The sequence below is a fragment of the Flavobacterium sp. 22659 genome, assembly GCF_052044235.1.
Lineage (GTDB): Bacteria > Bacteroidota > Bacteroidia > Flavobacteriales > Flavobacteriaceae > Flavobacterium > Flavobacterium johnsoniae.
The window spans coordinates 148,685-162,420 of sequence record NZ_JBQEMU010000001.1 but is presented as its reverse complement, the minus strand read 5'-3'; the positions used below and the strand labels follow the sequence as shown (position 1 = coordinate 162,420).

12 protein-coding genes are annotated in these 13,736 nt (G+C 33.6%); 5 read left to right on the top strand and 7 right to left on the bottom strand.

All coding sequences use genetic code 11. The annotated features are described in order from the left end of the window. Nucleotides 1-51: 51 nt before the first annotated feature. From ACTJIW_RS00820 to ACTJIW_RS00810, 3 genes are read left to right on the top strand one after another with little or no spacing between them, the layout of a single operon-like run. Nucleotides 52-3,294: a SusC/RagA family TonB-linked outer membrane protein gene (locus ACTJIW_RS00820; RefSeq protein WP_274251296.1), complete on the top strand. Its 3,243-nt coding sequence runs from the start codon at nucleotides 52-54 to the stop codon at nucleotides 3,292-3,294. Between the two features lie 17 nt (nucleotides 3,295-3,311). Next, a complete protein-coding gene (locus ACTJIW_RS00815; protein WP_440715368.1) occupies nucleotides 3,312-5,126 on the top strand; it encodes a RagB/SusD family nutrient uptake outer membrane protein in 1,815 nt (604 codons plus the stop codon). 31 nt (nucleotides 5,127-5,157) lie between these two features. Next, the gene (locus ACTJIW_RS00810; RefSeq protein ID WP_440715369.1) at nucleotides 5,158-6,726 is read left to right on the top strand and encodes a DUF4957 domain-containing protein; all 1,569 of its coding nucleotides are present in this window, start codon (nucleotides 5,158-5,160) and stop codon (nucleotides 6,724-6,726) included. Between the two features lie 131 nt (nucleotides 6,727-6,857). On the opposite strand, the gene ACTJIW_RS00805 is transcribed toward ACTJIW_RS00810, so the two are convergent. From ACTJIW_RS00805 to ACTJIW_RS00775, 7 genes are all read right to left on the bottom strand, one after another. Beyond that, nucleotides 6,858-7,430: a pentapeptide repeat-containing protein gene (locus ACTJIW_RS00805; RefSeq protein ID WP_440715370.1), complete on the bottom strand. Its 573-nt coding sequence runs from the start codon at nucleotides 7,428-7,430 to the stop codon at nucleotides 6,858-6,860. Between the two features lie 33 nt (nucleotides 7,431-7,463). Beyond that, a complete protein-coding gene (locus tag ACTJIW_RS00800) occupies nucleotides 7,464-7,673 on the bottom strand; it encodes a hypothetical protein (RefSeq protein ID WP_012022290.1) in 210 nt (69 codons plus the stop codon). 62 nt (nucleotides 7,674-7,735) lie between these two features. Continuing rightward, nucleotides 7,736-8,656, bottom strand: a complete 921-nt coding sequence (locus ACTJIW_RS00795) for a helix-turn-helix domain-containing protein (RefSeq protein WP_440715371.1) — start codon at nucleotides 8,654-8,656, stop codon at nucleotides 7,736-7,738. Between the two features lie 2 nt (nucleotides 8,657-8,658). After that, entirely contained in the window at nucleotides 8,659-9,222 is a 564-nt protein-coding gene (locus tag ACTJIW_RS00790; RefSeq protein ID WP_012022288.1) for a DUF6642 family protein, read from the bottom strand. A gap of 171 nt (nucleotides 9,223-9,393) precedes the next feature. Continuing rightward, entirely contained in the window at nucleotides 9,394-9,603 is a 210-nt protein-coding gene (locus tag ACTJIW_RS00785) for a hypothetical protein (protein ID WP_044047381.1), read from the bottom strand. Between the two features lie 24 nt (nucleotides 9,604-9,627). Further along, nucleotides 9,628-9,978: a hypothetical protein gene (locus ACTJIW_RS00780; RefSeq protein WP_440715372.1), complete on the bottom strand. Its 351-nt coding sequence runs from the start codon at nucleotides 9,976-9,978 to the stop codon at nucleotides 9,628-9,630. Between the two features lie 1,134 nt (nucleotides 9,979-11,112). Further along, the gene (locus ACTJIW_RS00775; RefSeq protein ID WP_012022286.1) at nucleotides 11,113-11,355 is read right to left on the bottom strand and encodes a hypothetical protein; all 243 of its coding nucleotides are present in this window, start codon (nucleotides 11,353-11,355) and stop codon (nucleotides 11,113-11,115) included. A gap of 334 nt (nucleotides 11,356-11,689) precedes the next feature. Here ACTJIW_RS00775 and ACTJIW_RS00770 point away from each other — a divergent pair, with 334 nt between their 5' ends. Together ACTJIW_RS00770 and ACTJIW_RS00765 are read left to right on the top strand one after the other, a co-directional pair. Beyond that, complete coding sequence (locus ACTJIW_RS00770) at nucleotides 11,690-12,949, top strand: putative DNA modification/repair radical SAM protein (protein ID WP_274251289.1); 1,260 nt, start codon at nucleotides 11,690-11,692, stop codon at nucleotides 12,947-12,949. A gap of 4 nt (nucleotides 12,950-12,953) precedes the next feature. Next, entirely contained in the window at nucleotides 12,954-13,727 is a 774-nt protein-coding gene (locus ACTJIW_RS00765) for a TIGR03915 family putative DNA repair protein (protein WP_440715373.1), read from the top strand. Nucleotides 13,728-13,736 lie beyond the last annotated feature (9 nt).

Here is a 13,736-nt window from a genome sequence, read left to right as displayed (position 1 = left end):
ACTAAACCACAAAAAACCACTTTAAACAATTAGTAACTTAAACAATCAACCATGAATTTTAAAGATTTATTAAACAAAGGAGCAAATCGTTGCTTTGCAGTTGTTTTTTTATTGTGCTTACTGATGAGCAGTCGAGCTATGGCTCAGACTGTGACATTGGAAGGAACTGTTAAAGACGCAGCAGGGCTTTCTTTACCAGGAGTTAATGTCTTGGAAAAAGGAACAAAGAACGGAACTTCTACAGATTTTGACGGACGCTATAAGATTAAACTCAGTAATCCGAAAGCGATTCTAAGTTTTTCTTTTATAGGATTTAAAACTAAAGACGTATCTGCAGAAGGTAAAACCAAAGTAGATATAGTTTTAATCGAAGATTCTAATAACTTAAATGAAGTAGTTGTAATTGGTTATGGTACAGCAAAAAAAGGTGATTTAACAGGGGCTGTGTCTACTATTTCAGGTAATGATTTGAAAAAAGTTCCGGTAGCAAATGTTGCTGAAGCTTTAACAGGTAGAATTGCCGGTGTACAAGTAACATCAGCAGAGGGTTCTCCAGATGCTGATATACGAATTAGAGTTCGTGGAGGGGGATCATTAACTCAGGATGCTTCACCTTTAATTATTGTTGATGGATTTCCTATCAATAGTATGAATGATATTTCTTCATCTGATATTGAAACAATGACAGTTTTAAAAGATGCCGCTTCTACTGCAATATACGGATCTCGTGGTGCAAATGGGGTAATTTTGATTACAACAAAAAGTGGAAAAGACGGAAAAATTTCTGTGAATTTCAATATGTTTTATGGTATGAAAACCATGGCAAATGAAATAGATGTTTTGTCACCTGAGGATTATACTAAATGGCAGTACGAGTATGCTATGCTTTCACAAACCGGAACAAAAGTACCTTCAGATCCAACTTCTTATACTAAGTATTTTGGAAATTGGCAGGATCATGATATGTATAATGGTTTAAAAGGAAATGACTGGCAAAAACAGATTTTTGGACGCAGAGGTGAGGTGCAGAGCCGTGATTTAGGAATTAGAGGCGGAACAGATAAGCTTAATTATAACTTTAATTATGCTCATTATGATGAAAAGGCAATCATGCTGGGTTCAAATTATAAAAGAAATAACCTTGCTTTGGCTTTAAAAAGTAAAGTAAGCAATAAAGTTGACGTTGGTTTTACAGTACGTTATTCTGATACTGAGATTGATGGTGGAGGAGTAAACGAACAAAATGAAAAATCGGCTACAGATTCACGTATGCGTACTATTGTTGGTTATGCGCCAATTCCGGTATCTGGTTTAACTTCTGATGATGTTTCTGGAGACGGAACAGATATATTGGTAAATCCTTTACGATCTATTTACGATAACAACCGTCAGCAGTTCCGTAAAAACTTCAATATGTTAGGAAGTTTTGGATGGGAAATTGTAGATAATTTAAAATTCAAAGTAGACTTAGGTCTTGATAATTATAACAGTTTAGATTATCGTTTTTACGGACGCAGTACTTACTATGTAGCTAATACTCCGGCTAGTACACTGCAAGGGAAACCGGCAATGGTTATTACTGATGGTAAAGAGAGACGTTTTAGAAATGCCAATACTTTGAATTACGATTTCAAAAAAATAATGGGAGAAAACCACCATTTAACAGCATTGATTGGTGAAGAAAGTATTAATTATGAAGTGAATACAGTGACTTCTACTATTCATGGATATCCTTCTTTCTTCGATTTCAGCCAGGCAAAATCGCTGACATCACAAGGAACTCCGCAGGCAGTTGATAACTATTATAACCCAGACGACAGATTATTGTCATTTTTTGGACGTGCCAATTATGATTATAAAAATCGTTACATCTTATCAGCTACATTCCGTGCGGACGGATCAAGTAAATTTTTACCACAAAACCGTTGGGGATATTTCCCGGCATTTGCTGCAGGATGGAAAATCTCTGAAGAGAGTTTCTTAAAAGGTAAATCATGGATTGATCTTCTAAAAATAAGAGCAAGTTATGGTGAAGCAGGAAATAATAATATACCTGTAGGACAGCAGACTCAAATTTTTCAATCTATTCCAACAGCATGGATTAATGGGGTAACTAGTGTTTGGGCTATTCCTAAAACAATGCCTAACCCAGATTTGAAATGGGAAACTACAGTAACACAAAACGTTGGTTTGGATTTTGGATTCTTTAAAAATCGTTTGAGCGGTAATTTTGATGTCTATAAAAATGTTACAAGCGACTTATTAATTAATTTCCCGGTTCCAGGATCTGGATATGATTATCAATACCGTAACATGGGAGAAACTCAAAACACAGGTTTTGAAGCTACTTTAAATGTTGTGGCAATTGAAAAAGCTAAATACGGATTGAATTTCTCTTTCAATATGGGAGTAAATAAAAATCGTATTAACTCACTAGGTGTTATGAACAACTTTGGAGCTGCTACAAACTGGGCTTCTTCACAAATTGGAGATGATTACCTAATATCAGTAGGTTCTTCTTTAGGAACTATGTATGGTTATAAAAATGATGGAAGATATGAAGTTTCTGACTTTGATTATGTTGGAGGAAAATATGTTTTAAAAAGCGGTGTAGTTGCTACTGCTACAACTTTAGTTGGAGACGGAAGTTCTCTTAAACCTGGAGATATGAAATTGAAAGATGTTAATGGTGATGGTAAAGTGGATCTGACAGATAAAACAGTTATTGGCAATATTAATCCTAAAAGTACCGGAGGTTTCGTTATTAACGGAAACGCCTATGGATTTGATTTAATGGCAGCTTTTAACTGGAGTATTGGTAATGAAGTATACAACGCTGATAAAATTGAATTCTCTACAGCTAATGCTTCAGGACAGTATAAAAATTTAAATTCTACAATGGCTGATGGAAAAAGATGGACAAATTTGGATCCTGTTTCAGGCCAGTTAGTAACAGATCCTGATGCATTAGCGGCTCTTAATGCTAATACAACTATGTGGTCTCCATATATGAGAACTGCTATATTTACTGATTGGGCAGTTGAAGATGCATCATTTTTAAGATTGAATACGTTAACATTAGGGTACACAGCACCTGAAATGTTTACATCTAAGCTTGGAGTTTCTAAATTAAGATTTTACATGACGGCTAGCAATGTTTTTGTTTGGACTAAGTATTCTGGTTCTGATCCGGAAGTTTCAACAAAAAGAAAAAACCCACTTACTCCAGGGGTTGATTCAAGTCCTTATCCAAGAAGCAGACAAATGGTTTTTGGGATGAATCTTAATTTCTAATTTTAAATTATCACAAAATGAAACATAAATTAATAATAGCAGGATTGATAATTTCAAGTTTATTTAGTTCTTGCCAGCAATTTGAAGACGACTATTTAGATACAGACGCACCATCAACATTACAGCCTTCTTTGATTTTTTCTGATGCCGAACTGGCAAAAGGAGCTGTTGATGGAATAAAAGTGCCATTTGCAGAAACGAACTCTTACAGAGGAAGATTTTTACCATATTATGGATTAAATACAGACGTGGAATGGTATAATACTTCGCAGACAGCTGGAGATAAGGCAGATTTGTGTGTTTATGATGCCAGACCGGGTAATACAGAAATGAATACCACTACAAATGCTTATGCAATGATGTATTTAGGTATTGAGCGTGCAAATATCTGTATTCAAGGTATACGTCAATATGGAAAACCATCACCGGGAACAAACATGGGACAGTTATTAGGAGAAGCATTAACTCTAAGAGCTATTTACTATGCTGATTTACTTAAAGCATGGGGTGATGTTCCTGCTCGTTTTGAACCTATCACTACAGCAACTTTATATTTGCCTAAATCGAACAGAGATATTATTTACAAACAATTAATTGCTGACTTAGGTGAAGCATCAACACTAGTTGCATGGCCTAACGAAACTTCTTATACTAGTACTGTAGAACATGTAAATAAAGCTTTTGTAAAAGCATTTAGAGCACGTTTGGCTTTGGCAGCAAGTGGTTACCAGCAATACCCTGACGGCGTAAGAAGAAGTAATGATCCTGAACTTTCAGTTCCAGCTATGTATGCATTAGCATTAAAAGAATCTCGCGAAGTAATTGAGAGCGGTTCAGCTCATTTAGAATCTACTTTTGAAGGATTATGGAGAAAATACAATCAGGAAATTACTACTGCCGGCGGTGAGTCTCTTTGGGAACTTCCTTTTGCAGATGGACGTGGGCGTATGTTATTCACGTTTGCGGTGAGACACACTTCAGCAATTGATCAATTTCAGGCTAATGGAGCGAATCGAGGCGGTGCAGCGGGACCTTTACCATTTGTTTTTTACGATTACGATCAGACAGATTTGCGTAGAGATGTTACCTGTGTCCCTTACAAATGGGGTACTGCTGTAGCAGCAAGTCCATATCCAATTGCTAAACAAGAGCTGGGGACTTTAGATACATGGTATTTCGGTAAATACCGCTATGAGTGGATGACAAGAAGAGTTACTTCAGATAATGATGATGGGGTTAATAAAATGTATATGCGTTATGCTGAGGTGCTTCTTATAGCTGCTGAAACAGCAAACGAATTAGAAGGTCCGGGAGCAGCAATGCCTTATTTAAAAGAAGTTAGAAGAAGATCATTCCCAGCAGCGGCACAAGCTGTTAAAGTGGAGGCATATGTAGACGGTTTAAGCAGCAAAGAAGCGATGTTTAATGCTATTGTTGAAGAGAATAAATATGAGTTTACCGGAGAAATGGAGCGTAAACAAAATTTAATTCGTTGGAATCTTCTTAAAGTAAAATTAGACGAAGCTAAACAAAAAATGACAGATTTGGCAGCGCGTTCAGGTGCTTATGCTGATGTACCGGCAACTCTATATTATAAGTATAAAACAGATAATGTAAGTTTAGATATCTACGGATTAAACAGAGGAGAAACAACAAATCCGGGAACAGGATATTCTTCTATTGTCTGGACATGGACAGGTACAGCAGCAGATGCTAAGATAAACTCACTATACAAACCAGGAGTTAATCCGGATAACAGACAGTACTGGCCAATATGGCAAGTGTTTATCGATGGAAGTAATGGACAGTTAAAAAATGATTTCGGTTATTAAAATCTTAATTGATAATAAATTATAAGTTATTATGATGAAAGCAAAATATATATTTAGAGGACTAATAGCCGTATTACTTCTTGCAGTTGGAGTTTCAAGCTGCGAAAGTTATAATGAAGAGTTATTAGACAGCGTAGGAAATACAAGAGAGTTTTCTCCAATTGGGCTTAAAGCCACAGTGAGAAACCAAACTACGGTTGAATTAAACTGGACGGTTAAAACAGATGAAAACGCAGATCATTATGTAGTAGAATTCAGCCCGGACGATCCTGAATTTAAAACTATTTTTAAAACAGTAAATGTAACTCCGGCAGAACTGCCAATACAAGTAGCTTTAGAAGGAGAAACAACTTATTCTATTAGAGTTAAAGCTGTAAGTGCAGCTGGTTTAGACGATTCAAAATGGTCAGTAACCACAGCTACAACATTATCTGAACAGATTTTCTTTCCAATTAAACCGGAAGAAATCGAAGCTGGGTATCTTACTGTACGATGGACACCTAACAGTAACGTAACAGAGATTTTAGTTCAGCCAGGTAATATAACCCACACTATAACAGCAGAAGAAAAAGCTGCCGGAGCAGCAATTGTTAACGGTTTAACTCCAGAAACAAATTATACTGCTACTTTAAAGAATGGGACTAAAACCAGAGGAATACTAACTTTTACAAGTGGTGTTGATCTTACAAAAGGTATTGTAATAAATCCACAAGACGATTTAATTGCTAAAGTTGCTCAGGCACCATCAGGATCAAGATTATTACTTATGCCGGGTGTTTATTCAACAACGGGTGAGATCATTGTAAACAAAACACTTATTTTTAGAGGTGTAAGACCAGAAAATAAACCAAAACTGACAGTGAAATTTACTCTGGCTAATAATCCGGCTAATGCAAGTGAAGCTGTAAGTCTGTCTCTGGTTGATCTGGATTTAAGTGGATCTGGTTTAACGGGCGGTGTCATTTCAATTTTAACAGCACAAGCGTCACCTTTAGGAGATATCTTGATAAGCAGTTCTTATGTTCATGATTACCCTTCTCAGCTTATGTACGGAAATGCAGCAGCCAGATTGAAATCATTCACTATAGATAATAGTATTGTTAAAAATGTAAATACTGCCGGATCAGCTGATTTTATCGATTTCAGAACTACATATGTTGAAAATGTTACTTTAACAAGAAGTACATTTAATAATTGTGGATCACGTGATTTCATTCGTTTAGATGCAGCTGCTGGTTCAGGAGGAAGTTTAGTAAGTAATGTGGTAATTGATGGATGTACGATATATACTCCAACATTAATAGCTTCAAGCAGAATTTTATATGTACGTTTTGCGACAAATATTTTAGCGGTACGTAACACATTGCTTGTTGTTGGTCAGGCAATTTATACTAACAATGCTGCAACAAGTGCTCCAGGATTTGGAAACAATAATAATTTTAATTCACCAAATTTAAAAGCGACTACAAATAATAACAGACCAGATGCTGCGGCAACAACATTAGATCCGCAGTTTGCAAATGCTGTAGGAGGAGATTTCACATTAGGAAATCAAACTTTGAAAGATAATAAAATTGGTGATCCACGTTGGATTAAATAAATTTCATTTTCATATTTTTAGTTTTTAAAAGGGATGCAATTGCATCCCTTTTTTTATAAAGTACTTTTTTGTGAAATCTTCACAGTAAAAGAAACCTGAGACTAAAAACTGCGACTGAATACTTTTCAAGCTTATTCAATATCCAAATCAAATTTTTCTAATAATCCGGCAAGCGCTGTATGAGAAACTTTTGTCCCTTTAATTTTATTTTCAGAAGGATCGAAAGCATAATTTCTCGAAGACCTGAAATCGGTTTTCTCCAGGATGCATTCCGCGAAAGTAGCATTAGATAAATCACAATTTTTGAAAACTGCCAAAGACAAATCGGTATTTGAGAAATCGACATCTTTAAGCGAACAGTCAATAAAATTGGTTTTCTTTAGTTTTTTATAAATGAAAGTTGAATAGTCTAAAAGACAGTCCTGAAAACTCATCGAAAACAAAAAACTGTTACTTGCACTAAAATCTAATCCCATTAATTTACAGCCGATAAACTTGATATTTTTTAATCCGGTATTTTTAAGCACAGCCAGCGAAAGATTGCAGTTTTTAAAAGTAGAATCTAAAAAATCATTATGACTCAAATCACTTTTAGAGAAATTGCAGTTGATGAACTCGCAGTTTACAAATTCTGTATTCGATAAACTCTGATCAGAGTAATCTACTGTGTCAAAAGTTCGGTTTTGGTATAATTTAGTTTCCATTTTATTTGTGAAGATGTTGTAAGTATTTAAGTTTTATTCTAATTCAATGCAGTCAAAAATGCCATTGTTTAGAATTAGTTTTGGAATATCAAGCTCGCTGTCGATTCTTAAAATATTATCGCAGTCCTCAAGATCAAAATTCCATAAAGTATCAGGTAATAATTCGTGAAGCAGTGTAGAAGCCGACTCAAATTTTGATTGGCTGTTAACGGAAGTTTTAAAAACATAAATCATAATTTGCATTTTTTGAAGAGGCAAATTTCTGAAAAATGTATGGCTGTTTAATAGGATTCAATAATCAATAATTAGGACTTATCAATCATTTTTCTGTACTGAATTGGTGTAATTCCTTCATGTTTCTTAAAAAAACGGCTAAAGTACGATTGGTCCTCATGACCTACTTGTGCTGCGATTTCACTTACAGAAAGTGTGGTTTGAAAGAGTAAATATTTGGCTTCTAATAATATGGTTTCATCAATCCATTTTGTGGCTGATTTTCCTGTAACCGTTCTAACAGATTTATTCAAATGGTTAGGCGTAACATTCAATAATGATGCATAATAATGAACCAAATGATGTGTTTTAATATTTTGGTGAATCAACTCTTTGAACTTATTGGTAATAACTTCTGCCGCAGAAATATTTTTTGAACTCTTAACCGAGTTTTTATTCATTTCATAAAACAGCGTAATTAAATACGACTGCACAATATTTAGGTTTGCTGTCGAAGTTTCAGAATATTCTTTTTCAAGCCGGCTTAAAATAGCCGTTATGTGCGGAACATCTTTTGGAGCCAGAGTAATTTTTGGATTGCCTGAAATTTTCATGAAATCAAATTCATTAATCATTTCACGGCTTCCGTATTTTCTAATTAAAATATCAGGGTGAAACTGGCAGATATAGCCTTTATGTATGTTATTAACATTTTCAAGAGAAAAAATCTGACCAGCGGGAACCACAATTATTTCGTTATCTATAGTGGTATATTCCTGATACCCCAATTTCATGACATGCTGGCCCGAAGAAATAAAAATTAAAGTATGGCAGGAATGTTTACAAGGCGGTACCGGATGTTGCATCTGCATTATTTCTTCAATCTCCAAACAGAAAAAATGATCAGAATTTGATTTAAAAAGCAAATGAATAGGATTATCCTCTCCAAGGAACTTCTCCCGAAATCCTGAGGCATTATAAGTCTTTATTTTTTCAATTGTCTTTGTCTTCATACTTAATAATACAATCTAAAATCAAGTAATTTACAAAGAGCATAATGCTTTTGGTACAAATCTTCTACAACTTCAGTCAAATCGTCATTTTCCTGATATAAGCTGAAAAACGCTTTATCGATTGTACTGCAGCTGGCAATTTTATTATAGGTAGAACCATATCCCGAAATGGCGCGGGCACCAGTAATATCAAGAAAATATTGTGCTTCTTCGTCGTTAAGGTCTAATCTTTTTTTATTGGCAAAATGAATAATTTTTCCTTTCATTTTCCCTTCAAAAAGTTCGGCTATTTCTTCAATGCTGTAATAATAATCATGAAGACAGATGTTGTTTTCCTGTCCCGGCATTACCAGATAAATGATTTCATAATCCTTAAAATTATGATCATCATATAATAAAGTATTTAAACTTTCTTCTAAACCCTCAATAGTATCACAGGTTTTATAGATGCTCGAAATTCCCTGATTAAAAGCAATTTCTTCCAGATTTTTAACCACATCAGTAGTTGTAACGGTATCTACGTCCTGAACGCCTTCGAGGCAGAAAATAAATTTTTCATTATCCATGCTACTGTCTTTTCGGTTTTTGGGTAAAACTGGGTTTAAGACAAATATATTTTTTTATATGGAAAAAGCCTTATGAGATCAGGACTTTAACGTCTTTTTTACAAATCATAAAGAAAAAAGGCATCTTTAAAATTTAAAAATGCCTTTTTTATCAAGAGAAATAGTTCTTATTTAATTTTTAAATTTATGAATTCTGGCAGAATACAAATTACTGCCAAAAATAATGGCTCCCATTACAAAAGGAACAAAATGAGAAATTTGCCAGAATAGTTCTTTTCCAGATTTTATTCCTTCATTTGAAGTTTCATAGATTCCTATTCCAATGAAGAAAAGGCAGATAGCAAATAGGCAAAATTGAATTTTATAATTTATCTTAATCATAATTTTATAACTTAACAGATTAATTTATTTAATTTTTGGCACATAGCTAATATAAATAGGAGATTCGATTAAATCTCCATTTTCGTCTAATATAAGAAAATTTCGTGAAGTTTTTTCTTGTGATTTGTCTATATGTGCCGGATATAATCTTTTTTTTCCTGTTCCTTTACAAGCGGCTCCCCATTCAGCGCTTGCCCATATAAATCCAGCAACAGCTACTCCTGTTGCTAAACCAAAAGATCCAACTTCTATAGTCGCAAGTCCAACAAATGCTATTCCAACTCCTATAGATGCAGATAAACAACTTCCAAATAATCCATTACTTTTAGATGTAAAACTATTTCCTTTGAAAAAATCTGGATCATATTCATTCATAACTTTTAATCCATCAATAAAATTATAAAAGCGCTGTAATTTTTTATTTGTCATCGGTAGAGATAAAATAGCATTTTCGAAATTTGTTATTGAAGTATCAAAATTTTTAGTGTTTAATAGCTCATCTTTAAATATTGTTACAGTTGCTAGTTCAGTACTTGTAAACAGATTTAAATCATTTAAATACTGAATATTTTGTTCATAAGTTTGGTCCAGTATATGAGAAGTTCTGGAATCAATTTCAATTGTTAAATCCTGACTTGCCAGCAGACTTTCATATTCTAAATATGGCTCTTCCGGAGCTGTCTCTATATAAGGTTTACTTGTAAAACTAATTCTTTTAGCTTGTATTTCAGTATCTTTTATTTTAATGATATTGCTTGCTCTATTAACATCTTCATTATTTAATCTATAAACGTTATTGTATTATTTTGTTTAACATCTTCTTTATTATCGCAGGAAGTTGTTGAGAATAAAAATTATAGTGGTAACTATTAATATTTTAGTTTTTAATAAATGCTTTGTCATTTTATCTTGTTTAAAAATTAATATTTATTTTGAGTGTACGATATCTCCGAGTAATTACAGTTACTCGGATAAATTCTCAAATATTTTTCGCAGTTTTTTATGATTATTTTTCATTTTAAATATAGGTTTATTCTTTCAAATATATAAAATATAATATATTTGTAAATTTTAACATATTTCTAAATTATGATAATTTTAAATTGCAAAGTAGTAGACTGCTTGATACAACTCATTTCAAACGAGCTTAGCATTTGCTTGATATTTGGTATATTAAAGTTTTAGATAAATTATTAAAAAGCCTCAGGATCTTTTACTACGACTTCTAATATCACGTAGATAAAAAACAGAAACTATTTTTAAAGCACGAACAAAAACCTGGTTTAGAAAAGATTTAGAAAATAGGAATATTTACTCAGAAATTAAATCACCGCTTTTATTTATTCAAAGAGAAAACGATGAGGACGGAACTTAAATTATTTTAATACAACAATTACTTTGGTGAGTGGAAAAGCAGAGAAGTGTATTTCCAAATGCTGGTCACATGCCACATAAAGAAACACCAAAATTAGTTATAAATAAAACAGCAGTATTTATTAAAAGCAGTAATTACGCCGCTTTTTTTGCGCGCTGTTTTTTCTCCAAAAGCTTAATTTGATTTTCAGTACAAAGAATCTGTTCTTTAATACCAACTTTATGGACTTCTATCAAATAATGGTAGGTCATCTCCTTAATTGCAGATTTTTTGATAAGTCCTTTTTTAAAATCTATTTTTCTCTCTATTACTGTCGCCCTATAAGATCTTCCACTCAATGTTGTGTAGAATACATCTTGTCCTTTTACAAAATTCATCTCTTTAGCTTTTGGTTTTTAATACTCGCTAATATCCAAGTCTCCATTTTATCAAAAAGGACCGAAAAATTTATCTAGGGGGGATAAAAATTTTTCTCCTTAAATGATGATGCAATGTATAAAGATTCAATAATTCGGCATTACGTATTTTTACCTGTTTTTTGAGTCTAATTCATTTATTTACAAGGCTTCATTTATTAAGAAAAGCTTTGTTATTGCTAATTGTACTAAGAAAATTTGGTACAATTTAGAACATCAGAATTCAGTTCTTTTCAATATCAAATATTTAGTTTTGAGGAAACAAATTTTATTCTAAAACTAAATTTAAGGTCAAATGGTACAGGAAAGAGTGATGGAGAAATTGGCAATTTTAGCCGATGCTGCAAAATACGATGTTTCGTGTTCTTCAAGTAACAGCAGCAGAAAAAATAAAGATAAAGGTTTAGGAAATGCTTCCGGAAACGGAATTTGCCATGCGTATACAGAAGATGGACGCTGTGTTTCGCTTCTTAAAATATTGCTGACCAATCATTGCATTTTTGATTGTGCTTATTGTGTCAGCAGAAAAAGCAACGACATTAAACGCGCTGCTTTTACGGTTCAGGAAGTGGTCGATTTAACGATAGGTTTTTACCGAAGAAATTATATCGAAGGTTTGTTCCTGAGTTCGGGTATTTTTGATAATCCCGATTATACAATGGAACGTTTGGTTAGAATTGTCAAGAAACTGCGGTTAGAAGAAAACTTTAACGGATACATTCATTTAAAAGCAATTCCGGGTGCGAGTCCGGAATTGTTGAAAGAAGCAGGATTGTATGCCGATCGTTTAAGTGTAAATGTTGAAATGCCAACCGAGCAAAGTCTTAAATTATTGGCTCCGGATAAAAATCATATTGATGTTATCAAACCAATGGAATATCTGAAAAATGAAATTATAGGTTATAAAGAAGAAAAAAAGCAAAACTACAAAGCGCCTCTTTTTGCTCCGGCGGGTCAAAGTACTCAAATGGTTATTGGCGCGACAAAAGAAAATGATATGGAAATTTTGGGCATGGCCAATTATTTTTACGAACAAATGAACATGAAAAGGGTCTATTATTCGGGATATGTGCCTATAAGTTATGACAACAGACTTCCTGCAATTGGAACTCCCGTGCCTATGATTCGCGAAAATAGATTGTATCAGGCCGATTGGTTAATTCGATTTTACGGATTTCATGTCAATGAAATGGTAGGTTTCGACCAGCCGAACCTTGATTTGGATATTGACCCAAAATTGGGCTGGGCTTTGCGAAACTTAAATCAATTTCCGGTTGATATAAATACTGCCGATTTAGAATTGATTCTCAGAATTCCCGGAATTGGTGTTTTGAGTGCCAAAAAAATTGTTGCAGCTCGAAAATTTAAAAAGCTGCAGCCAGAAGATTTACAAAAATTAGGAATCTCTTACAGCAGGTCAAAATACTTTCTGGCTTTTGCAGCGCCGTTTCAGTTACAAAGAGACCTAACTTCAATTCAAATAAAAGAACACATTTTAAATTCGCAGAAAAGTAAATACAAAAATGATTTCTCAAATCAATTAGCTTTATTTTAAACCAATGACGCAAGTAATTTACGATAGTACTTTTGAAGGCTGGCTGACGGCAGTATTCGAAATTTACGAATTAAAACTCGCAGATGTTGTTTTTGCTAAAAATGAAGTTTTGAATGCTTTACTTTTTTCAGAGACGTATTTTGTGACAACTGATATCAGTAAAGCAAATCGTGTTTTAAACGGATTAAAACAGCGTCTTTCTCCGGAAGGTTTTGCTAATATTTACAGAGCATTTTTATCTGATTTGGATAAAATAGAAGAAACCTTATTTCAATTTGTAAAATATGTATTTGACAGTTCAGTTAATATTGAAGAAGATCTGGCAAATACTTTTGTTTTGGATGTTCAAAGAGCGGCACATTTAACCGGAAAAGAAAGCCATCGTATGAAAGCTTTTGTTCGGTTTAAGCTCACAAAAGACAATTTGTATTATGCGATAGTAGAACCAGATTGCGATGTGCTGCCTTTAATAGAAAAGCATTTTAAAAACCGTTATGCCGATCAGCGCTGGCTGATATATGACTCAAAACGCAAATACGGAATTTACTATGATCTTGAAGATACCTCAACCGTGCAGCTTCAATTTAATGCTGAATCAACCTCATCGAAGTTTTTAGCCGAAATATGTGATGACAACGAAGAGTTTTTTCAAAATCTTTGGAGACAGTATTTCAGCAGTGTAAATATTGAATCCAGAAAAAATACCAAACTGCATTTACAGCACATGCCAAAACGATATTGGAAGAATTTAACTGAGAAAATTCCAAATCTAAAATAAGTCCAGAGT